Genomic DNA, 18,745 nt, shown 5'->3' on the forward strand with positions numbered 1-18,745 from the left:
AGTTCTTGGGGCCGGTCAGTCTTTCGACAGGTCGGCTTTGTACCAGAAAACGTTGTACGGGTCCCAGATGGAGAGCCCGAAGTAGATGGTCCTGCCCCCGTCGGTCGTGTAGTTCGGCGCCATGAAGGGCGCGTACGGGCCGGGCACGTCGCCCGCGCCGACCAGCGTGATGGGGTCGCCCCACGGGCCCCAGGGGTTGATGCCCTCGCGGATGACCGCTCCGTCGCCCTCGCGGAGGTAGGTCATGATCCACCGCCCGAGGTAGTCGTTCCAGACCACGGAGAGCTCCCCCACGGTGTCGTCGAGAACGAGGGATGCGTCATCCGGAGACGACGACCACTGCGGCTTGTCGTCGCCGTCGGTGCCGGTGAAGTACTGCCAGGCGGCGGGGTCCTCCACCTTGGACGCCTCGACCTTCGCGAGCGCGGCGCCCGAGAAGCGGCCGTGGGTGATGCCCCAGAAGTAGATCCAGTCGGCGCCGCCCTCGGTGACGTGGAACGGGCTCACCTGCACGAAGTTGCTGTCGCCGCTCCAGCGGGGCTCGTCGAGCACCTGCCAGGTCTGCCCCTTGTCGGTCGACTTCGCGAGGCCCGCGTCGTTGACCTCCCACTCGCCGGGAACGCCCCAGTGGCGCACGGACATCCAGTGCATGTACATGGAGCCGTTGGCCTCGAAGCCGTGGGTCGGGATGACGGTCATCTCGTCGTTGTCGACCTTCTTCGACGGCAGCAGCTCCGCTGCGAGCCCGAGGTCGTCGACGATCATGCCGTCGAGGGTGATGCCGTCGGTCGGGTCGGTGTCGGTCGTGTAGCCGAGGGTGTTGGAGCGCCAGAACGAGCCGCCCCCGCCGATCTGGTCGGCATCGCGCTCGCCGAAGGTGTCGCCGAACACGAACCACGTCTTGCCGTCGAACTGGAACATCGAGCCGAGGTCGGTGCCGTACACCGCGTACTGGTCGGTCTTGCCGGGCGCGTCAGCACCGGTGACCTGGCCGAGCTGCTCGACGCCGGAGACGCCGGTGAGCACGAAGGGAGCGTCTGCTGGATTCGTCACGACCGCACTGGGAGCCGAGCACCCGGCGAGCACGACCAGCAGCGCCGCCGCGGCGGCGGTTGCTCGTGCCCGGGTGGTGCGCATCCCTGGCTCCCTCCTCATCGAAGAACTTGTAGGCACCAGTACACCTCAAGAAATCGATTCCGTCAAGATGACCGTGAGAGTAGGTGAAAGACCCATGAAACTTCAATGAATCATTGGAAGAAACCGATTGCAAGAAGAGTGCGATCAAAGCTCGGGATGCCGCCACCGCCGCCCTCGACGGCGGCTCTGCGGCCGCCCCCGGCGTCCGCCGCCGGGGCCGCGCGCGCCCCCGCCCGCGTCACAGCCCGAGCCGAGGTCCACGCCGGAGGCCCGCCCCCGGTCCACCCCGCGGCCCACGCCGCTGCTCGCCCCGCTGCCCGCCCGGGGTCCACACCGCGGCCCGCCCCGCTGCCCGCCCGCGGTCCACGCCGCGGCCCGCCCACTGCCGCCCGGGGTCCACGCCGAGGTCCACGCCGAGGTCCACGCCGCAGCCCGCGTTGATCGCGCCGCGGAGTCGAGCGCGCGATAGCGGGGCTGCCTAGCGCGAGGTTGCCCCAATCTGCGCTTCAGGGCTCCACGAACGAGCACTTTGGGGCCACTCACGCGGCTAGCGCACGTCAGCGACGCGGCCCGGCGCGGCCGGCGCCAGCGCGGCCCAGCGCGGCCCAGCGCGGCGCGGCCCGCGGCGCGGCCCGGCCCGACGGCAGGGCAGTACGACTAGCGGCGGCCCTCCGTGCGGCGGAAGAACACGCCCGCGACGATGAGCGCCGCACCGAACAGCAGCGCGACCACGACGGCGACGTTCACGGCGCCGAACGTGCCGATCGTGTTGAGCAGGTAGAAGACGCCGATCACGGTGGCGACCACGAAAGCCAGCGCGGCGCGGTTGGTGATCTCCTTGCCGACGTAGAGGACGATCGCGCCGACGAGCCCGGCGATCGCCGCGACCACGACGGCGAGGGTGACGAGCACTCCCGGAAGCGACAGGCCGAGGCCGGCGATAGCGATGACCGCCCATCCGACCGCGGCGGCGAACAGCGCGATCTTCGCGACCGTGTTGTTCACGGCGCCCAGCGCGAGGATGACGAACGCGACGACCATCGCCGCGCTGGCGAGGAGCGCGAGCCAGGGCAGGCTGACACCGGCCAGGGGAAGGAGTACCAGGAGGATGAACAGCGCACCGGCAACTATCAGGGCGATGCCGGCGGTCGAGCGGCGGGAGCGGGAAATGGCGGCCATGAGTACTCCATCGTTGGGGGTGCGGCCAGCCTAGCGGCGAACGGCAACGGCCCCGGGCATATCGCCCGGGGCCGCCGCGCAGTGACTCAGGATGGCGAGTAGACGGTCACCTCGTCGAGGCTGCACCACTGGGGCGCCACCCCGGTCTGCCACGTGGATCCGGCGGGAGTCTGCACGATCACCATCGCCACGGTCTTCCCGCCACCGCCTGACCGCTCGACCACGAGGTCGAGTTGACGCCGTCTCGCGCGTCGCTGCGCGACGGGCGCGCTCCCGCTTGGCCCATGCGGAGGTTTCGACGCGGTGCGGTCGCGAGAACATCAGCATCGCGTCAAAACCTCCGCGTCGGCGCCAACGAGGGCGGAGTACACCGGCAGGCGCTCGCCAGACACAAAGGTTGGAGGACTCGCGCGGCCAGCGGCCCCGAACAGTGGTAGCTGAGGGGAGGCTCGATCTCCCGACCTCACGATTATGAGTCGTGCGCTCTAACCAACTGAGCTACTCAGCCAAAGCAACCGCTCGAGGCGGCTACAGAGCCCCCTGTGGGAATCGGACCCACTACCTCTTCCTTACCAAGGAAGTGCTCTACCAATGAGCTAAGGGGGCGCACACAAGGCTCAATCGCCTTTTGGCACCGTAAGAGACTAGCATCCGCCAGACACCGCGAATGATGCCGTGGCGCCAATGGATGCAGAACTCGTTTCCTCGGCATCCGCTTCACCTGCGGAGGCCTTCCGCGCGAGCACGTCCGCCCAGAAGTGGGAGAGCTCGCGGGGGCTGGCGCAGTCGACCGTGATGGTTGCCGATCGTGCCGGCCAGGGGCATCCCTTCGTCGTGTTTCCAGAGTATGACGAGCCTGTGACGGTTCGCGGGCGCGGTTCGTGCAAGCGCTTACAGTGCCGTATCGTGTTCGCATGACCCTCGAGAGTGCCCCGGATTCCGTCGTGCCCGCCGAGCTCCCGAAGGCGCTGATCACGGCCACCGGAGACGAGTGGTGGCGCAGTGCCGTCATCTACCAGATCTACCCGCGCTCCTTCGCCGACTCCACCGGCGACGGCGTCGGCGACCTCCCCGGCATCACCCGGCGCCTGCCGGCCCTCGCCGAGCTCGGGGTCGACGCCGTGTGGCTCTCCCCCTTCTTCCGCTCCCCGCAGAAGGATGCCGGCTACGACGTCTCCGACTACTGCGACGTCGACCCGCTCTTCGGAACGCTCGCCGACTTCGACGCACTCCTGGAGACCGCCCACGGGCTGGGCCTCAAGGTCATCGCGGACATGGTGCCCAACCACACCTCCGACCAGCACGAGTGGTTCAAGGCCGCGCTCGCCGCCCCCGAGGGCTCGCCCGAGCGCGACCGCTACATGTTCCGCGACGGCAAGGGGCCGAACGGCGATATCGCCCCGAACAACTGGGAGTCGGTGTTCGGCGGCCCGATGTGGGAGCGCGTCACCCGCCCGGACGGCACCCCCGGCCAGTGGTACCTGCACATCTTCGACAAGTCGCAGCCCGACCTCAACTGGGAGAACCCGTGGGTGCGCGACCAGTTCAAGAGCATCCTGCGCTTCTGGCTCGACCGGGGCGTTGACGGCTTCCGCGTCGACGTCGCCCACGGCATGATCAAGGAGGCCGGCCTCCCCGACTACACGCCCCCGGCGGAGGGCGCGAGCATGGGCGGCACCGACCTCACCCCCGGCATCACCGACGTCACCCCCGACCCGCCCTACTGGGGCCAGCCCGGCGTGCACGACATCTGGCGCGGCTGGCACGAGGTGCTCGCCGAGTACGAGGGGGACCGCGTGCTCTGCGCCGAGGCCTGGGTGGACCCGCTCACGAAGGTCGCCCTCTGGGTCCGGCCCGACGAGATGAGCCAGGCCTTCAACTTCGCCTACATGTTCACCGACTGGAAGGCGAAGCCGCTGCGCCGCGTCATCCAGGAGTCCATCGACGCCTTTGCGGGCGTCGGCGCCCCGAGCACCTGGGTGCTGTCGAACCACGACGTCGTGCGCCACGCCTCGCGCCTCGCGCTCACCGCCGACAGCCCCCAGGGCGCCGGCATCGGCCCCAAGTCGCCCGGCAAGCCGAACACCGCCCTCGGCCTGCGGCGGGCCCGCGCCGCGACATCCCTCATGCTCGCGCTTCCCGGCAGCTCCTACCTCTACCAGGGCGAGGAGCTCGGGCTGCCCGAAGACATGGAACTGCCCGACTCCGCCCGACAGGACCCGACGTGGTTCCGCACCAACGGCGAGAAGTACGGTCGTGACGGATGCCGCGTGCCGATCCCCTGGGAGGCGAAGAGCCCGGCCTACGGCTTCAACCAGACGGGCAAGAGCTGGCTCCCGCAGCCGGCGGACTGGGCGCCCTACGCCCGCGACGCGCAGGAGGGCGTGCCCGGCAGCACCCTCGAGATGTACAAAGCCGCTCTCTCCCTCCGCTCGGAGCACGGCCTCGGCACGGGCGCGCTCGAGTGGATCACCGACTACGGCAAGAAGGTCGTGGCGTTCCGCAACGGCGACGTGACGGTCATCACCAACCTCGGCAAGATCGCGGTGGAGCTGCCGGTCGGGGATATCGTGCTCTCAAGCGAGCCGATCGTGGGCGGCGCACTGCCGACGGACACGACAGTCTGGCTGCTCGCGCAGTAGGCAGCTAGTTGACGGCGTTCGCCTGCAGCCAGGCGAACGGGTCCACCGGCACCTTGTCGATGTGGATCTCGAAGTGCAGGTGCGCGCCGTAGGCGACGCCGGTGTCGCCGACCAGCCCGAGGAAGTCGCCGACCTTCACCTGCTGGCCGAGCACGATGGGGCTGGAGCCCTCGATCATGTGGCCGTAGAGACTCTCGACATCGACACCGCCGAGGTTGTGCTGGAGGACGACGTGCTGGCCGTAGCCGGAGTCGTCGAAGGTGGCCGTGGTCGCGACGCCGTCCGCGATCGCGTAGATCGGGGTGCCAGCGCCCGGCACGAAGTCGACGCCCTTGTGGAAGCCGCCGTCGCGCGGGCCGAAGCCGTCGGTGATCGGCACCGCGTACGGGAACGGCCAGCGGACCGCGCCGGAGGTCACCTCGTAGCCGTAGTCGACCCCCGCGTACTTGAGGGCGAGGGCCTGGGCGTACGAGATGGCCTCGAAGCTATCGCGGACGGGGGCCGCGTCCTGCGCCTCCGCGGACACCTTGAGGCTCTGGGTCTCGACGTCGGCGACTGGGGTGTCGTCGGTGACGGCGGAGGCATCGGTGACGAACAGGTTCGCGGGGATCGACACGGCCACGACGAGCGTTCCGGCGAAGAGCAGCGCGACCACGGAGACGAGCTTCGACGCGAGGCTCGTGCGGCGCTTGCCCTTCTGCTGGAGCGACTTCGACACGGCGCGGCGGGTGGTGCGCGACATCCGGCCCCGGCCCTTCGGCGCGATAGCGCTGCGCTTGGGCAGCTCCGCGGGGCGGGCCTGGCGAAGCTGCTCGCGCTCGCGGAGCTCGCGCCGGGTGAGCGGGGTCGGTTCGAGGTCGGTCATAGGGCGGCAACCGGGAGAGGGGTCACCGCGGTGCGGAACGCTCGCAATGACAAGATCAACTCTCCTCTAAAAAGCAATCGCGGGCGCGCCGGCGATCCGATTCTTCGGGCATCGATACGCGGGCACTAGATACGCGCGCATGCAACGGGTAACACTAGGGTAACGGCTCGTCCCCCGGTTGACCAGCGTCCGGCTAGAGTCCGAGCCGCACGAGCTCCCGTTCGAGGCGCACCGCGAGCTCGGGGTGCGCGGCGAGGATGAAGTCCCGGCTCGGGGCGGCGTCGCCGAGGCCCTTCACCGTCGCACCGGCCTCGCGCGCGATGAGCGCACCGGCAGCGTGGTCCCAGGGACTGAGGGTGCGCTCGTAGTAGGCGTTGGCGCGGCCGCACGCCACGAAGCACAGGTCGAGCGAGGCAGTGCCCATGCGCCGGATGTCGCGGACCGCCGGCAGCAGCTGCGACACGAGTGCGCCCTGCCGGCCGCGCTCGCCCGAGTCGTACGCGAAGCCCGTGGACACCAGCGCCTGCGAGAGTTCCACCGCGGGCGCGACCCGGATCGGCTCGTCGCCCAGGAACGCGCCGCCTCCGGCCGCGGCGGTGAACAGCTCGCCGCTCGCGGGGTTCACCACCGCCGCGGCGAGCGCGGTCCAGGTGAGCGGGTCGGGCTCGCCCTCGACGACGGCGATGCTCACGGCGTAGTGCGGGATGCCGTAGAGGAAGTTCACGGTGCCGTCGATGGGGTCGACCACCCAGGTCAGTCCGCTGGTGCCGGCCTCTGCCCCGCTCTCCTCGCCGAAGAAGCCGTCGGCCGGGCGGGCCTTCGCAAGGGCATCCCGGATCAGTCGCTCAGTCTCGCGGTCGGCCTCGGTGACGATGTCGACGGGGGACGACTTGGATGCCGCGACCTCGACGCCCTCGTGACGGCGCTGCCGTGCGAGCGCTCCGGCCTCGAGTGCGATGCTGCGGGCGAGGTCGAGGAGTTCGTCGTGGGGCACCCCTCAACCCTACGGAGTCGCGCACCCGCGGCGCTCACCTCGCCCGCGGCAAAGGGAAAGCTGGTCACCATCGAACCCGAATCAATGGTGACCAGCTTGAAGCACGAGCAGGCTTACCCGTCCCCCTCGTGTAAGTGAAAGCTTTGCACGATCCAGGGCGACACGCCCAGGGGTAGACCGATCGTGGTTCCATGCGGTATACCTACGCGAGCACGGGCTCCGCCGTCGGCTCCGCGAGGTGCGCGTTCGCGAGCGAGAGGCCCTGGCCCCGGCGGCGGAACAGCAGCGCTGACATCACGGCTCCCAGCGCGAAGAAGCCAGCGCCCCACCAGTACGCGGTCGAGTAGCTCGCGATCGCGGCCTGGGTGCCGATCATCTCGGTCACCGGAGTGTGCGACGCGAGGTAGTCGGTCGCCGCCGTCGCCGCGAGCGTGTTCAGCAGCGCGGTGCCGATCGAGCCGCCGACCTGCTGGCTCGTGTTCACCATCGCCGAGGCGACGCCGGCGAACTGGCGGTCGACCCCGAGGGTGGCGGTCTGCATGGACGCGGGCATGATGGTGCCCATCGCGAAGCCGAGGATCATCAGCGGCGGCAGGATGTCGGCGGCGTACGAGCTCGATGCATCGAGGTGCGTGAGGTAGATCATCCCGATCACGCCCAGCGTCATGCCCGCCGGGACCATGATCTTCGGGCCGAGGCGCGGCACGAGGAAGTTGGTGCCGAGCTGGGCCGCGACGACGAGCATGGCGATCATCGGCAGGAACGAGAGCCCGGTCTGGATGGGCGAGTAGTGCAGCGTCGCCTGCAGGTAGTAGGTGACGAAGAGGAAGATGCCGAACATGCCGGCGCCCGCGATCAGCACCGAGCTGTACGCTGCCCCGCGATTGCGGTCGAGGATGATCGACAGCGGCAGGAGCGGGTGGGCGGCCCTGCGCTGCCACACGACGAAGGCGACGAGCAGTACGGCGGCCGCGGCGAGGAAGCCCCACGTCAGCGGCGAGTCCCAGCCCTCGGTCTCGGCGTTGGAGAACCCGTAGACGAGGCTGAAGAGGGCGCCCGAGACGAGCACGGTGCCGGGGATGTCGAGCTTCGGGCGCGGACCGCTGCGGGCGATCTGCGGCACGAAGATGAGCGCGCCGACGAGGGCGACCGCGGCGATGGCGACGTTGATGTAGAGGTTCCAGCGCCAGTCGAGGGCCTCGGTGAGGAGGCCGCCGAGCAGAAGGCCGACCGCGCCGCCGGCACCGGCGATGGCGCCGAAGACGCCGAACGCGCGGGCCCGCTCCTTCGGGATCACGAAGGTCGTGGTCAGCACGGCGAGGGCGGTGGGGGCGAGCAGGGCGCCGAATGCTCCCTGGAGCGCGCGGGCGGCGACGAGCAGCTCGAAGGATCCGGCCGCGCCGCCGAGTGCGGACGCGACGGCGAACCCGACCAGCCCGATGATGAACGTGCGCTTGCGGCCCATGAGGTCGGAGAGGCGGCCGCCCAGCAGCAGGAGGCTGCCGAAGGCGAGGGAGTACGCGGTGATGATCCACTGGCGCTCGCCGTCGGAGAAGCCGAGGTCGAGCTGGGCGGAGGGGAGGGCGATGTTCACGACGGTGGCGTCGAGCACCACCATGAGCTGGGCGAGGCCCACAACAACGAGGGTTACCCAGCGGCGGCTGTTGGCCGCGGGTGCAGGATTTTCAGACATGACGGAAACTATACGGTACTCTGGAGTTCCGGATATACACAGTTCTGGAATTCACCCGTTGGTAACATGGGAGCAACAGAAAGGGCGGTCGCAATGGCGCAGACTGACCTCGACGCACCCGCGAAGCTCGGTCGCAAGATGGACCGCACCCGCGACCAGGACATCCTGGACGCCACCCTCGACGTCCTCGCCGAGACCGGCTACGACGGCATGACCATCGACATGGTGGCGGCCCGCGCGAAGGCCGGCAAGGCGACGCTCTACCGCCGCTGGCCGTCCAAGCCCGACCTGGTGCTCGACGCCGTCGCGTGCATGAAGGCGAGCGCGATCGACCTCGACTCCCTACCCGACACCGGCACGCTGCGGGGCGACCTCGTGGCGATGATCAAGCCGCCGAGCATCCGCGACGGCGAGCAGAAGCTCAAGGTCATGGCGGGCATCGTCTCCATGATCTCCCGGAGCCCCGAGATGGCGGATGCCGCGCGCGAGGCCCTCGTCGAGCCCCGCGCCGCGGCCAACCGCATCCTCTTCCAGCGCGCCGTCGACCGCGGGGAGATCCCGGCCGACAGCCCCATCGACCTCCTGTGCATGATCGGGCCGGCCATGGTCGCCTACCGCGTGCTGATGCTGCGCATCCCGGTCGACCGTGAGTACCTGATCTCGAACATCGACAACGTGATCCTGCCGGCGGCGGGCGTGCGGGTCACCGCGGGCTGAGTCGAATCGCGGCTGCTCCTCCTACCGCGTCGGCCCGTACGGCGACGGCGGGCACCGCGCGTCGATGAGCTCCCACTCCTCCGCCGACGGCGTGGGCGTCAGCTCGTCGTACGGACTCCACCAGGGCGTGCTCGGGATGTAGCCGTCATCGCGGTTCTCGACCGGGTAGCCCATCAGCTGCAGGCACGGAACCAGCCGGGTGTGCTGGTAGTTCCAGGCCCAGGCTCGCTCGTCCGCGGAGTACATGCCGGCGGCGGCGGGGTCGGAGAGGTCGTACGGGTACTGGAGGTTGCAGATGAAGAGGGCGCGATTCTGGCCGTCCGTCAGGCGGTCTCCGTCGGGACCGTCCCAGGAGCCATTCCTGGAGTTGTACGTCGCGGACCGCACGCCGGTCTTCTCGGTGAAGCACACGAGCGACTTGTCGACGCCGTCGGCGGGGTCGACGTACTCGATGGGCTCCGCCGTCGGCATCGGCGCGTCCCGCGGAGCGGTAAGGGTCCACCACAGCTTCAGGCCGTCCGCGACCCGCTGCTCGGCCTCCGCCTGCGTGAGGCCCTTCGGCGGGGTGTTCAGCGGCGGCGCTGTGCAGCCCGCGAGCGCGAGGACGACCAGGGCCGCGACGAGGATAGCTCGCATGGTTCGAGCCTATGTCGCGTGGGTTCTAGTCCAGCCGACACGTTCACGAGTAGGCGGGGTCGAGCTTCGAGTTCGCTGAAAACCTGTTGGCACTCGAAGGCGGAGAGTGCTAAAACGTTGTCGTGGAAATCCTCCACGTGATTCGAAAGGAGAAAGACAATGTCCAGTCCGTTTGATGTCCTCGCTCAATTCGACCGCCTCGCATCCGGCGCATTCGATACCGCTCGAGCTCCTCGGGTCATGCCGGTGGATCTGTTCCGAGATGGCGACCAGTACATCCTCAGCGCCGACCTGCCCGGCATTGATCCGGAGAGCGTCGACCTTGATGTCGACGGCCAGCTGCTGACGATTCGCGCTGAGCGGCACGCGCCGGCAAGCGAGGAGGTCAAGTGGCTCGCGCACGAGCGCCCTTACGGCAGCTACATGCGCCAGTTCACGCTCGGCGACGGTGTCGACGTCGAGCGGATCGCCGCGAACTACGAGCACGGAGTCCTGTCGGTCATCGTTCCGGTGGCCGAGCGGGCCAAGCCCAGGAAGATCGCGGTCGTCTCGCAGGCGCGCGCCAAGGAGGTGTCCGCATGACGCGACGCCCCAAGTACGCGCTCCCGCTGCCCAACGTCAAGGCGCGTCTCACGCCGGCGCTGAACCTCCGGCGGGGAACGGACTCCACGAATGTACGACGGCCCGGCTCGCAGTTCCTCGGCGGCCCGCCGCTGCGCGCAGCCTGAGGTCCATCTGATCGCCGCGGGTACGTATCGGCGAACACGGGTGATTCAGGCCCACGAGAGCGAGAGAGCCCCGGAGTCATGGAGACTCCGGGGCTTTCGTCCGGGGCAAGTGAGGGATTCGACTCCCCTACTGAGCCGCCAGAAAACCGCGCAGTCTCGCGGACCTGAGCAGTGTTGGGCAGGGCGCGATCTTCTGGACTGCTCAGCGGGGGCCCACGAGAGGCTTCTCGTCCTCCACTACCCACGGAAACAAGAAGTGCCCTCCCAAGAAAGACGGGAGGGCACTTCTAGTTTCCGTGGCAAGTGAGGGATTCGAACCCCCGAAGTTGAAAACGTCTGATTTACAGTCAGATCCCTTTGGCCGCTTGGGTAACTTGCCGGGGCGCTTCCGACCACATGTATTCACCTGACCGAACGCGCTGAACAAGGATACAAGGTTCGGAGCCGCGATGGTGACCAGTCGGCCGCGGATAGAATCGGGCAGTCGAGGAGGATCGTCATGCCGGGTATCAACGAGGTCGCCCAGCTCGCGGGCGTCTCCACGGCAACCGTCTCCCGGGCGCTGAGCGGCAACGGCCACGTGTCGGAGGCCACGCGCCAACGCGTGCACGCCGCCGCGCTCGAGCTCGAGTACGTCGTCTCCTCGAACGCCTCGAGCCTCGCCACCGGCCGCACCAAGAACGTCGGGGTGGTCATCCCGTTCCTCAACCGGTGGTTCTACGGCGCCGTGCTGGAGGGCGCCGAGAGCGCGCTGCTCGGGCACGGCTACGACCTCACCCTGTACAACCTCGGCGGCGGGGGCGAGGAGCGCCGGCTGGTGTTCGAGCACTTCCTGCTGCGCAAGCGGGTGGATGCGGTCATCGCCATCGCCCTCGAGCTCACCGAGTCTGAGGTGGGGCGCCTGCACGACATGGGCAAGCCGATCGTCGGCGTCGGGGGAACCATCCAGGGCGTCCGCACGCTGAGCATCGACGACCCCGGCGTCGCCCGGCTCGCGACAGAGCACCTGCTCTCGCTCGGCCACACGGTGATCGCCCACATTGGCGGCGACAGCGACTCCGAGATGGACTTCCACGTGCCCACCCGTCGCCGGGGCGGGTTCGAGGCGGCGCTGCTCGCGGCCGGCGTGACCCCCGACCCCGAGCTGTTCCAGGCCGCGGACTTCACCCTGCAGGGCGGCTACGCGGCCGCGAAGCAGCTGCTGGGCAACCCGCGCAAGCGGCCGACCGCGGTGTTCGCTGCGTCGGACGAGATGGCGATCGGCACGATCCTCGCCGCGCGCGACCTCGGCCTGTCGGTGCCGGGCGACGTCTCGGTAGTTGGCGTCGACGACCACGAGCTGTCGGAGTTCTTCGGCCTCTCGACCATCGCGCAGTTCCCCGCGCTGCAGGGCCGCATGGCGGTCGACATCCTCATGGACCAGCTAAACCCCGGCCACCGCGAGGTCGACTCCGTGAACACGCCGCTGCCGTTCGAGCTGATCGTGCGGTCGAGCACGTCCCGGCCGTCCTGATATCACTGCACGTAACTGATATCATCGCGGGATGAAGCAGCTCCTGCTCCGCGTCCCTGACGAGCTGCACGCGCAGCTCGTCAGCCAGGCCCGGGCCAAGGGGACTTCCGTCAACGCCCTCGCCAACGACATCCTCGGACTGGGGATCGACCCGGCGCAGCTCTCCCGCACCGATCGCCTGCGTCTCAGGCTCATGCAGGTGGGTGAGATCTCGGGCTCCGGTGTCCTGCCCCCGCCACCGACGCCCGAGCTCCTCGCCGAGCTCGACTCACTCCGCGCCTCCCCTCCGGAGTTGGACGAGATCGACGAGCTCATCGCGTGGCAGCGGGGCTCGGACCGCTCGCCGTGATCGCCTACCTCGACTCCTCCGCCGTCGTCCGCTCCTATCTCACGGACGAAACAGGCAGCGGAGCGCCGCACACGCTCATCCGCGACCCGCAGGTCACCACGATCACGGGCTCCTGGACCAGGATCGAGACCACGAGCGCCTTCGTCCGCGCGGCCCGCACCGGCCGTTTCGTGTTCGAGGAACTGGAGGCAGCGTTCCTCAGGGACGTCGATCCGATCGACGGCAGCCTCTTCGTCCTCGACGCCAACCAGGCAGAACTCGAGCTGATCGCCCTGAAGATCGTCCGCGACTACGGGCTGCGGGCCATGGACGCCTGGCAGCTCGCGTGCGCCCACCTCTCGTTCGGCGCCCTCGCCGAGCCCCACGAGGAGCGCGCCTTCGTCACCCGTGACGCGGAGCAGGCCCGAGTGGCGGCCAGCTGGGGCTACACCGTGCTCTAGCCCGCAGCCTCGTCGAGGTACTGCTGCGCCGCGGACGCCACCTTCCGCAGGTAGTCGCCGCCCGAGTTGTACGCGGCGATGCCCGCGCGCCACCCTTCGGCCGTCGACATCCCTCCGCTCGCCCGGCACATGTGGTTCGCGGCGGCGATCGCGGCATCCGCGATGTTCTGCGGGTCGGGAACGCCGTCCCCGTTGCCGTCCGACGGCCAGCTCTCCCACGTCTGCGGGATGAGCTGCATCGGCCCGATCGCCCGGTCGTAGTCGCTGATCCCGTCGTAGGCACCGTCGTCGGTGTCGGGGATGTGCTCGGTCTCTCCGCCGTCGAGCACGACCCCGTAGATCGGCGGTGTCACGGTGAAGTCGGGCCCGATCGACGAGCCCCCGAACGAGCCGTGGTCACTCTCCACGAGGCCGATGCCCGCGAGCGTGTTCCAGCCGATCCCGCAGTCGGGGTAGACCTCGGCGGCACGGATCGCCCCGCCCGCGTACGCGAGAACAGCCAGCAGCGGGATGCCGGTGGCCGCCGCCGTGCGCTTCGCCCAGTCCGGGTCGACCATGCCGGTGTAGCCGGGGCCGGTCGGGGCGGCGGCGAGCGGCGGCGGGTCCGCCTGCACCGCGGACGGCTCGTTCGGCTCCAGCGGCTCGCGCGGCTGCAGTGCGATCACGCCGACCACCACCAGCGCCAGGGCGGCCACGGCCGCGGCAATGGCGAGGATCACGCGGCGGTTCATCCGCCCATCCCACCACGCCTGGCTGAGGGTTGCACTGGCGGGTCGCGAAAATCGGGAGGGACGCACGCGAACACCGCGAAGTACCATGGGCGCATGGCAGATTCCACTTTCGACATCGTCAGCAAGGTCGACCACATGGAGGCGGAGAACGCCGTCAACCAGGCGCAGAAGGAGATCCTCACGCGCTACGACTTCAAGGGCGTTGGAGCATCCGTGGAGTGGAGCGGCGAGAAGCTGCTGCTCAAGGCCAGCGCCGAGGAGCGCGTGAAGGCGGTCCTCGAGGTTCTGGAGGCCAAGTTCATCAAGCGCGGCATCTCCCTCCGCAGCCTCGACGCCGGCGACCCGTACCCGAGCGGCAAGGAGTACCGCATCGAGGTCAGCCTCAAGAACGGCATCTCGTCGGAGGACGCCAAGAAGGTCGCGAAGATCATCCGCGACGAGGGCCCCAAGAGTGTGAAGAGCCAGATCCAGGGAGACGAGCTCCGGGTCTCCTCCAAGAGCCGAGACGACCTTCAGGCCACGATGGCACTGCTCAAGGGCCAGGACCTCGACATCGCGCTGCAGTTCGTGAACTTCCGGTAGAACAATGTCCGACCCGCTCGCCGACCTGAAACGGCGGGCGTACGCGCGTCCGACGAGCGAGGCGGACGCCGCGGAGGCGCAGGCGGAGCTCGCGAGACTGGCCGTTCCGGAGCACGTGGACGACACCTGGTACACCCCGCCCGCGCAGCACCTGACGGCGGGGCGGCTGAAGGTCGCGCTCGCCGCCCTCGCGGCCCTCTCCGCGCTGGCCGCGGTCGTGAGCACTCCGGCGCCCGGCGGATCACTGGCGGTGTTCGACCGGGCGCAGACCCTCGACGACCTCACGGCACCCGCCTGGGCGATCCTCTCCGGCGTCGAGTCCCCGATCGGCGCCGACGATGGCACGGTCCGCTGGCTCGCCGACTTCGACGGCTCCCGGCTCTACGCCTACCGGACCACGCAGGGCTTCGTCTGCCTCAGCCTCGTGCACGGCGTCGGAACCCGCATCACCTGCACCTCCCCGTTGGAATTCGCCGACAGCGGCCTCCGGCTCGCCTACGGCACGACGTCGATGCAGGGCCCCGCGCTCACCGTGGTGTGGGGGCCCGAGGGCGGGCCGGCGTTCTACGCGGGCCCGCTGGGCGCGACCGCGCAGCCGTGAGCGGACCCGAGAACGAGCTCGATGAGCTGCGGCGGCGGGCGTACGGCCGTCCGGTGAGCGCGGCGGATGCCGCGGAGGCCCAGGCCGCGCTGCAGCTCCTCGCGGACCGCGACCGGATGCCCGAGCCCCCGTCGCCCGTCGAGGCCCCTGCCGTGGCATCCCCGCCCGCCCGCAGCCTGCTGCTGCTCGCCGGAGCGGCCCTCGCGGCCGCCGCCCTCGCGACCGGGATCGCCCTCGCGCCCACGCCCTCCCTCGACGTCTTCGGCGCGCCGCAGCGGGGCGTGCCGGTGTGGCCCGGGGCTCCGGCCGGGGCCGACGACATCCGCTGGCTCGGGAGCCTCGGGCCCTGGGACGTCTTCGGCCTCATCACGACCGGCGGCAATGTGTGCGTGACGGCCTTCGTCGACGGGGAGAGCGGCGGCGGTTCGTGCACGAGCCGGGAGGCCTTCGACACGACCGGAATCGCGCTCGAGACGAGCGTCGGCGCGAAGAGCTTCCTCAGCGTGCAGTGGGGTCCGAAAGGGGGCGCCCGCCTCGACAGTGCCCGTCGATAGACTGCCGAGCATGAGTGCGACGACCAACGACGGGTGGTTCAGCGTCACACTCGCGGTCGTCCTCTTCCTCGTGGATTTCACGATCCGCGTGCTCGCCGTCATCTACGTGCCGCGCAACCGCCGGCCCCAGACCGCGCTCGCCTGGCTGCTGGCCATCTTCTTCATCCCGTACCTCGGCATCCTGCTCTTCCTGCTCGTGGGCAGCGCCCGGCTGCCGCGCCGCCGCCGACGCCGTCAGCGGCAGATCAACGACTACATCCTGGAGACCACCGAGGGCTTCGACCGGGTCGAGCGCGACCCGCCCTGGCCGAAGTGGCTGGAGTCGGTGGTCGAGCTCAACCGCAAGCTCGGCTCCATGCCCCTTGTCGGCGGCAACAGTGCGACGCTCTACGCGGACAACCAGGAGTCTCTCGACGCGATGACGCAGTCGATCCGCGAGGCGACGAAGACCGTGCACGTGGAGTTCTACATCCTGCTGCTCGACGAGGTGACGAAGCCGTTCTTCGACGCCCTCGAGGACGCGCACAAGCGCGGGGTCGTCGTGCGCGTGCTGCTCGACCACCTCGGCAACTTCCAGTACCCGGGCTACCGCCGCACCAAGAGGCGCCTCAACAAGATGGGGATCGAGTGGCACCTGATGCTGCCGTTCCAGCCCCTGAGGGGCCGCATCCGCCGGCCCGACCTGCGCAACCACCGCAAGCTGCTCGTCGTCGACGGCACGATCGCCTACACGGGCTCGCAGAACGTCGTCGAGACCGGCTACCAGCGCAAGAAGAACCACAAGCGCCACCTGCACTGGAAAGACTTCATGGCGCGCTTCGAGGGGCCGGTCGTGGCCGGCATCGACGCGCTGTTCGTGACCGACTGGTACTCCGAGACGGACGAGCTGCTCGAGCGCGAGGCAGCACCCGTGCGCGAGAGCGGCAAGGGCAAGCTCGACTGCCAGGTGGTACCGAGCGGGCCCGGGTTCGCCGGCGAGAACAACCTGCGCATGTTCAACTCGCTCGTGTACGCGGCGCAGGAGAAGATCATCCTGGTCAGCCCCTACTTCGTGCCGGATGACTCGATGCTCTACGCGATCACGACGGCAGCCCAGTCGGGCATCCACGTGGAGCTCTTCGTCTCGGAGATCGGGGACCAGTTCTTCGTCTACCACGCACAGCGCAGCTACTACGAGGCGCTGCTCAAGGCGGGGGTCGTCATCTACCTCTACAAGGCACCGACCATCCTGCACGCGAAGCACATGACCGTCGACGACGAGATCTCGGTGATCGGCTCGAGCAACATGGACATGCGCTCCTTCACCCTCGACCTCGAGGTCTCGGTCATGGTGCGCGGGGAGTCGTTCCTCACGTCGCTGCGCGGCATCGAGGACCAGTACCGGAAGGACAGCCGCGAGCTCACCCTCGAGGAGTGGAACAACCGCAGCTCGTTCTCGGCGACCCTCGACAACATCGCGCGGCTCACGGCGGCGGTTCAGTAGCTGCCCTCGGCAGCGCTGCCCAGAGCAGCATTCGCTGCGGCATCCGGATGCCCGGCCGCAGGCTGTCCGTATGACCGACAAGCCCCAGCCCCAGTTCGACGCCAACGCCCGCGAGCGCCTGCTCCAGCAGCGCGTGCTCGTGCTCGACGGCCCCCTCGACGACGACAACGGAACCCTGCTCGCCACCCAGCTGCTCATGCTCGCGGCGGAGGACGAGCGCGCCGACATCCGCCTCTGGATCCACTCCCCCGGCGGCTCGGTCGCCTCGATGCTCGCCATCCGCGACGTCATGCGGCTGGTGCCGTGCGACGTCGGGACGCTCGCGATCGGGCTCGCGTGCAGCGCCGGGCAGTTCCTGCTCTCGGCGGGCACGCCGGGCAAGCGCCTCGCGCTGCCGCACGCGCGGATCCTCATGCACCAGGGCTCCGCCGGCATCGGCGGCACCGCGGTGGAGGTCGAGGTGCAGGCCGGCGACCTTCGGCACATGCGCGAGACCGTGCTCGGGATCATCGCCTTCGACACCGGCCAGACCTACGACCAGATCTTCGAGGACTCCCTGCACGACCGCTGGTACACCGCCCGCGAGGCCGTCGAGTACGGATTCATCGACCGCGTCGTCGGCTCGTTCGACGATGTCGCCCCCGCCCGCCGCCAGCCGATCGGACTGGGGTCGCGCGCATGAGCGGCTACACGATCCCGAACGTGATCGCGCAGCACCCCCGGGGCGAGCGGATCATGGATGTCTACTCGCACCTTCTGGCGGAGCGCATCGTCTACCTGGGAACCGCGATCGACTCCGGTGTTGCGAACGTGCTGATCGCCCAGCTGCTGCACCTCGAGGCGCAGGGCTCCGAGCAGGAGATCAACCTCTACATCAACTGCGAGGGCGGCGACATGACCTCGATGCTCGCGGTGTACGACACCATGCAGTACATCCAGTCGCCCGTGGCGACCACGTGCGTCGGCCAGGCGGTCGCGGCCGGCGCGGTGCTGCTCGCCGCAGGGACGCGAGGTCGCCGCTCGGTGCTGCCCCACACCCGGGTCGTGCTGCACCAGCCCGCCGCGCGCGGGCAGGGCACCGTACCGGACCTCATCCTCCAGGCCGACGAGGTAGTGCGGGTGCGGGCCGACATCGAGGAGATCCTTGCGGAGCACACCGGCCAGTCGCTGGAGAAGCTGCGCCACGACACCGACCGCGACCGGGTGTTCACCGCCCGCGGCGCCGTCGAGTACGGCCTCGTGGACCAGGTGGTGCTGCGCCGCTAGGCGGTTCGGGCGGCCGCGCCGCCGCGGCTACCCCCTCAGACGTACAGACGCTCACCGTTCGTAGGACGCGAGGACGTTCAGACCTTCACCGTTCGTAGGACGTTCGGGCGGCAGCCCCGCAGCCGCCACCCGCCGGTCTCCGTGTCCTACAAACGGTGAACGTTCTGCGCACGGGCCAAGGCCAAGGGCCGGAACGTGGGCGGGGACGGAGTCGGAGGCGGAATACAAGCTAAGCGGCGAGGAGGAGAGCGCCGCGCCGGTCCTGCGCGCCGCGGAGGTCCTGCGCGCCGCGGAGGTGCTCGGCGACCTCGGTGGTGAGGTCGACGAGGCTCGTGCCGAGTGCCCCGGCGACGGCCGCGATCATCTCGCTCGAGGGCTCCTTGCGGCCGCGCTCGATCTCGGAGAGGTACTGCGGCGAGATCCCGGCACGCGCCGCGGTGTCGGTGAGCGTCTCGCCGCGGCCGGTCCGCGCGGCTCGGAGCTTCTCGCCGAGAACGTCGCGCCAGAGCGGCTCAGGGGCTGGGAACCTCAGGATGTCGGCCATGCCTCATCGTATGGCGGCGGCTTGGGGCATCCCGCGCAATTCTGCTCTGAGCAGAAGCCTCCCGCGGCGCATGCGGAGGTTTCGGCGCCAT

General features: G+C 69.5%; 22 protein-coding genes and 3 tRNA genes. 13 read left to right on the forward strand and 12 right to left on the reverse strand.

The annotated features are described in order from the left end of the window. Positions 1-15: 15 nt before the first annotated feature. From AC1RTC_RS07130 to AC1RTC_RS07150, 5 genes are all read right to left on the reverse strand, one after another. Positions 16-1,137: a glycoside hydrolase family 183 protein gene (locus AC1RTC_RS07130; RefSeq protein WP_493154797.1), complete on the reverse strand. Its 1,122-nt coding sequence runs from the start codon at positions 1,135-1,137 to the stop codon at positions 16-18. A 657-nt stretch (positions 1,138-1,794) separates the two neighbouring features. After that, entirely contained in the window at positions 1,795-2,316 is a 522-nt protein-coding gene (locus tag AC1RTC_RS07135) for a hypothetical protein (protein ID WP_493154798.1), read from the reverse strand. A gap of 86 nt (positions 2,317-2,402) precedes the next feature. Beyond that, positions 2,403-2,540 (reverse strand): hypothetical protein, encoded by a 138-nt coding sequence (locus AC1RTC_RS07140; RefSeq protein ID WP_493154799.1) that lies wholly within the window; start codon positions 2,538-2,540, stop codon positions 2,403-2,405. Between the two features lie 207 nt (positions 2,541-2,747). Beyond that, positions 2,748-2,824, reverse strand: a tRNA-Met gene (locus AC1RTC_RS07145). 26 nt (positions 2,825-2,850) lie between these two features. Then, positions 2,851-2,922, reverse strand: a tRNA-Thr gene (locus tag AC1RTC_RS07150). A gap of 308 nt (positions 2,923-3,230) precedes the next feature. On the opposite strand from AC1RTC_RS07150, the gene AC1RTC_RS07155 reads away from it, so the two are divergent. After that, positions 3,231-4,958, forward strand: a complete 1,728-nt coding sequence (locus AC1RTC_RS07155) for a glycoside hydrolase family 13 protein (protein ID WP_493154800.1) — start codon at positions 3,231-3,233, stop codon at positions 4,956-4,958. 4 nt (positions 4,959-4,962) lie between these two features. Here the strand turns inward: AC1RTC_RS07155 and AC1RTC_RS07160 are convergent, their stop codons facing one another. From AC1RTC_RS07160 to AC1RTC_RS07170, 3 genes are all read right to left on the reverse strand, one after another. Further along, positions 4,963-5,823, reverse strand: coding sequence for a M23 family metallopeptidase (locus AC1RTC_RS07160; protein WP_493154801.1), 861 nt, complete (start codon positions 5,821-5,823; stop codon positions 4,963-4,965). Positions 5,824-6,016: 193 nt separating this feature from the next. Then, positions 6,017-6,817, reverse strand: coding sequence for an inositol monophosphatase family protein (locus AC1RTC_RS07165; protein ID WP_493154802.1), 801 nt, complete (start codon positions 6,815-6,817; stop codon positions 6,017-6,019). Between the two features lie 202 nt (positions 6,818-7,019). Then, positions 7,020-8,510 (reverse strand): MFS transporter, encoded by a 1,491-nt coding sequence (locus tag AC1RTC_RS07170; RefSeq protein WP_493154803.1) that lies wholly within the window; start codon positions 8,508-8,510, stop codon positions 7,020-7,022. A gap of 93 nt (positions 8,511-8,603) precedes the next feature. On the opposite strand from AC1RTC_RS07170, the gene AC1RTC_RS07175 reads away from it, so the two are divergent. Continuing rightward, a complete protein-coding gene (locus AC1RTC_RS07175) occupies positions 8,604-9,227 on the forward strand; it encodes a TetR/AcrR family transcriptional regulator (RefSeq protein ID WP_493154804.1) in 624 nt (207 codons plus the stop codon). Positions 9,228-9,248: 21 nt separating this feature from the next. Here AC1RTC_RS07175 and AC1RTC_RS07180 read toward each other — a convergent pair whose 3' ends face one another. Further along, positions 9,249-9,863: a hypothetical protein gene (locus tag AC1RTC_RS07180; RefSeq protein ID WP_493154805.1), complete on the reverse strand. Its 615-nt coding sequence runs from the start codon at positions 9,861-9,863 to the stop codon at positions 9,249-9,251. A gap of 159 nt (positions 9,864-10,022) precedes the next feature. Here AC1RTC_RS07180 and AC1RTC_RS07185 point away from each other — a divergent pair, with 159 nt between their 5' ends. Both AC1RTC_RS07185 and AC1RTC_RS07190 read left to right on the forward strand, forming a co-directional pair. Beyond that, positions 10,023-10,445, forward strand: coding sequence for an Hsp20/alpha crystallin family protein (locus AC1RTC_RS07185; protein ID WP_493154806.1), 423 nt, complete (start codon positions 10,023-10,025; stop codon positions 10,443-10,445). After that, positions 10,442-10,591, forward strand: coding sequence for a hypothetical protein (locus AC1RTC_RS07190; RefSeq protein WP_493154807.1), 150 nt, complete (start codon positions 10,442-10,444; stop codon positions 10,589-10,591). Before AC1RTC_RS07185 ends, AC1RTC_RS07190 begins: the two co-directional genes overlap by 4 nt. A 297-nt stretch (positions 10,592-10,888) precedes the next feature. Here the strand turns inward: AC1RTC_RS07190 and AC1RTC_RS07195 are convergent. Continuing rightward, positions 10,889-10,970, reverse strand: a tRNA-Tyr gene (locus AC1RTC_RS07195). Positions 10,971-11,090: 120 nt separating this feature from the next. On the opposite strand from AC1RTC_RS07195, the gene AC1RTC_RS07200 reads away from it, so the two are divergent. Genes AC1RTC_RS07200 through AC1RTC_RS07210 form a run of 3 tightly spaced genes read left to right on the forward strand, consistent with a single transcriptional unit; the run spans position 11,091 to position 12,893 of the window. After that, a complete protein-coding gene (locus AC1RTC_RS07200; RefSeq protein ID WP_493154808.1) occupies positions 11,091-12,104 on the forward strand; it encodes a LacI family DNA-binding transcriptional regulator in 1,014 nt (337 codons plus the stop codon). Positions 12,105-12,135: 31 nt separating this feature from the next. Then, the gene (locus tag AC1RTC_RS07205) at positions 12,136-12,453 is read left to right on the forward strand and encodes a toxin-antitoxin system HicB family antitoxin (RefSeq protein ID WP_493154809.1); all 318 of its coding nucleotides are present in this window, start codon (positions 12,136-12,138) and stop codon (positions 12,451-12,453) included. After that, positions 12,423-12,893: a type II toxin-antitoxin system VapC family toxin gene (locus AC1RTC_RS07210; RefSeq protein ID WP_493154810.1), complete on the forward strand. Its 471-nt coding sequence runs from the start codon at positions 12,423-12,425 to the stop codon at positions 12,891-12,893. Before AC1RTC_RS07205 ends, AC1RTC_RS07210 begins: the two co-directional genes overlap by 31 nt. Here AC1RTC_RS07210 and AC1RTC_RS07215 read toward each other — a convergent pair. Continuing rightward, the gene (locus tag AC1RTC_RS07215) at positions 12,890-13,624 is read right to left on the reverse strand and encodes a lysozyme family protein (RefSeq protein ID WP_493154811.1); all 735 of its coding nucleotides are present in this window, start codon (positions 13,622-13,624) and stop codon (positions 12,890-12,892) included. The genes AC1RTC_RS07210 and AC1RTC_RS07215 overlap by 4 nt on opposite strands. A gap of 93 nt (positions 13,625-13,717) precedes the next feature. Here AC1RTC_RS07215 and AC1RTC_RS07220 point away from each other — a divergent pair, with 93 nt between their 5' ends. From AC1RTC_RS07220 to AC1RTC_RS07245, 6 genes are all read left to right on the forward strand, one after another. Then, on the forward strand, positions 13,718-14,206 hold the full coding sequence (locus AC1RTC_RS07220; RefSeq protein WP_493154812.1) for a YajQ family cyclic di-GMP-binding protein: 489 nt from the start codon (positions 13,718-13,720) through the stop codon (positions 14,204-14,206). A gap of 4 nt (positions 14,207-14,210) precedes the next feature. Next, positions 14,211-14,807: a hypothetical protein gene (locus tag AC1RTC_RS07225; protein WP_493154813.1), complete on the forward strand. Its 597-nt coding sequence runs from the start codon at positions 14,211-14,213 to the stop codon at positions 14,805-14,807. Beyond that, a complete protein-coding gene (locus AC1RTC_RS07230; RefSeq protein ID WP_493154814.1) occupies positions 14,804-15,361 on the forward strand; it encodes a hypothetical protein in 558 nt (185 codons plus the stop codon). The genes AC1RTC_RS07225 and AC1RTC_RS07230 overlap by 4 nt, the downstream gene beginning before the upstream one ends. A gap of 10 nt (positions 15,362-15,371) precedes the next feature. Further along, positions 15,372-16,844 (forward strand): cardiolipin synthase, encoded by a 1,473-nt coding sequence (gene cls, locus AC1RTC_RS07235; protein WP_493154815.1) that lies wholly within the window; start codon positions 15,372-15,374, stop codon positions 16,842-16,844. 70 nt (positions 16,845-16,914) lie between these two features. Then, the gene (locus AC1RTC_RS07240; RefSeq protein ID WP_493154816.1) at positions 16,915-17,526 is read left to right on the forward strand and encodes a ClpP family protease; all 612 of its coding nucleotides are present in this window, start codon (positions 16,915-16,917) and stop codon (positions 17,524-17,526) included. Then, entirely contained in the window at positions 17,523-18,110 is a 588-nt protein-coding gene (locus AC1RTC_RS07245; RefSeq protein WP_493154817.1) for a ClpP family protease, read from the forward strand. Before AC1RTC_RS07240 ends, AC1RTC_RS07245 begins: the two co-directional genes overlap by 4 nt. Positions 18,111-18,339: 229 nt before the next feature. Here the strand turns inward: AC1RTC_RS07245 and AC1RTC_RS07250 are convergent, their stop codons facing one another. Beyond that, the gene (locus tag AC1RTC_RS07250) at positions 18,340-18,654 is read right to left on the reverse strand and encodes a helix-turn-helix domain-containing protein (RefSeq protein WP_493154818.1); all 315 of its coding nucleotides are present in this window, start codon (positions 18,652-18,654) and stop codon (positions 18,340-18,342) included. Positions 18,655-18,745 lie beyond the last annotated feature (91 nt).

This window comes from Rhodoglobus sp. GW821-FHT12B09, from assembly GCF_058809925.1.

What these genes read in the sequence shown, in the direction of transcription:
- AC1RTC_RS07130 (WP_493154797.1), bottom strand. Translation starts at nt 1,137, where the DNA reads ATGCGCACCACCCGGGCACGAGCAACCGCCGCCGCGGCGGCGCTGCTG.
- AC1RTC_RS07135 (WP_493154798.1), bottom strand. Translation starts at nt 2,316, where the DNA reads ATGGCCGCCATTTCCCGCTCCCGCCGCTCGACCGCCGGCATCGCCCTG.
- AC1RTC_RS07155 (WP_493154800.1), top strand. Translation starts at nt 3,231, where the DNA reads ATGACCCTCGAGAGTGCCCCGGATTCCGTCGTGCCCGCCGAGCTCCCG.
- AC1RTC_RS07160 (WP_493154801.1), bottom strand. Translation starts at nt 5,823, where the DNA reads ATGACCGACCTCGAACCGACCCCGCTCACCCGGCGCGAGCTCCGCGAG.
- AC1RTC_RS07170 (WP_493154803.1), bottom strand. Translation starts at nt 8,510, where the DNA reads ATGTCTGAAAATCCTGCACCCGCGGCCAACAGCCGCCGCTGGGTAACC.
- AC1RTC_RS07175 (WP_493154804.1), top strand. Translation starts at nt 8,604, where the DNA reads ATGGCGCAGACTGACCTCGACGCACCCGCGAAGCTCGGTCGCAAGATG.
- AC1RTC_RS07180 (WP_493154805.1), bottom strand. Translation starts at nt 9,863, where the DNA reads ATGCGAGCTATCCTCGTCGCGGCCCTGGTCGTCCTCGCGCTCGCGGGC.
- AC1RTC_RS07185 (WP_493154806.1), top strand. Translation starts at nt 10,023, where the DNA reads ATGTCCAGTCCGTTTGATGTCCTCGCTCAATTCGACCGCCTCGCATCC.
- AC1RTC_RS07190 (WP_493154807.1), top strand. Translation starts at nt 10,442, where the DNA reads ATGACGCGACGCCCCAAGTACGCGCTCCCGCTGCCCAACGTCAAGGCG.
- AC1RTC_RS07200 (WP_493154808.1), top strand. Translation starts at nt 11,091, where the DNA reads ATGCCGGGTATCAACGAGGTCGCCCAGCTCGCGGGCGTCTCCACGGCA.
- AC1RTC_RS07205 (WP_493154809.1), top strand. Translation starts at nt 12,136, where the DNA reads ATGAAGCAGCTCCTGCTCCGCGTCCCTGACGAGCTGCACGCGCAGCTC.
- AC1RTC_RS07215 (WP_493154811.1), bottom strand. Translation starts at nt 13,624, where the DNA reads ATGAACCGCCGCGTGATCCTCGCCATTGCCGCGGCCGTGGCCGCCCTG.
- AC1RTC_RS07220 (WP_493154812.1), top strand. Translation starts at nt 13,718, where the DNA reads ATGGCAGATTCCACTTTCGACATCGTCAGCAAGGTCGACCACATGGAG.
- AC1RTC_RS07225 (WP_493154813.1), top strand. Translation starts at nt 14,211, where the DNA reads ATGTCCGACCCGCTCGCCGACCTGAAACGGCGGGCGTACGCGCGTCCG.
- cls (WP_493154815.1), top strand. Translation starts at nt 15,372, where the DNA reads ATGAGTGCGACGACCAACGACGGGTGGTTCAGCGTCACACTCGCGGTC.
- AC1RTC_RS07240 (WP_493154816.1), top strand. Translation starts at nt 16,915, where the DNA reads ATGACCGACAAGCCCCAGCCCCAGTTCGACGCCAACGCCCGCGAGCGC.
- AC1RTC_RS07245 (WP_493154817.1), top strand. Translation starts at nt 17,523, where the DNA reads ATGAGCGGCTACACGATCCCGAACGTGATCGCGCAGCACCCCCGGGGC.
- AC1RTC_RS07250 (WP_493154818.1), bottom strand. Translation starts at nt 18,654, where the DNA reads ATGGCCGACATCCTGAGGTTCCCAGCCCCTGAGCCGCTCTGGCGCGAC.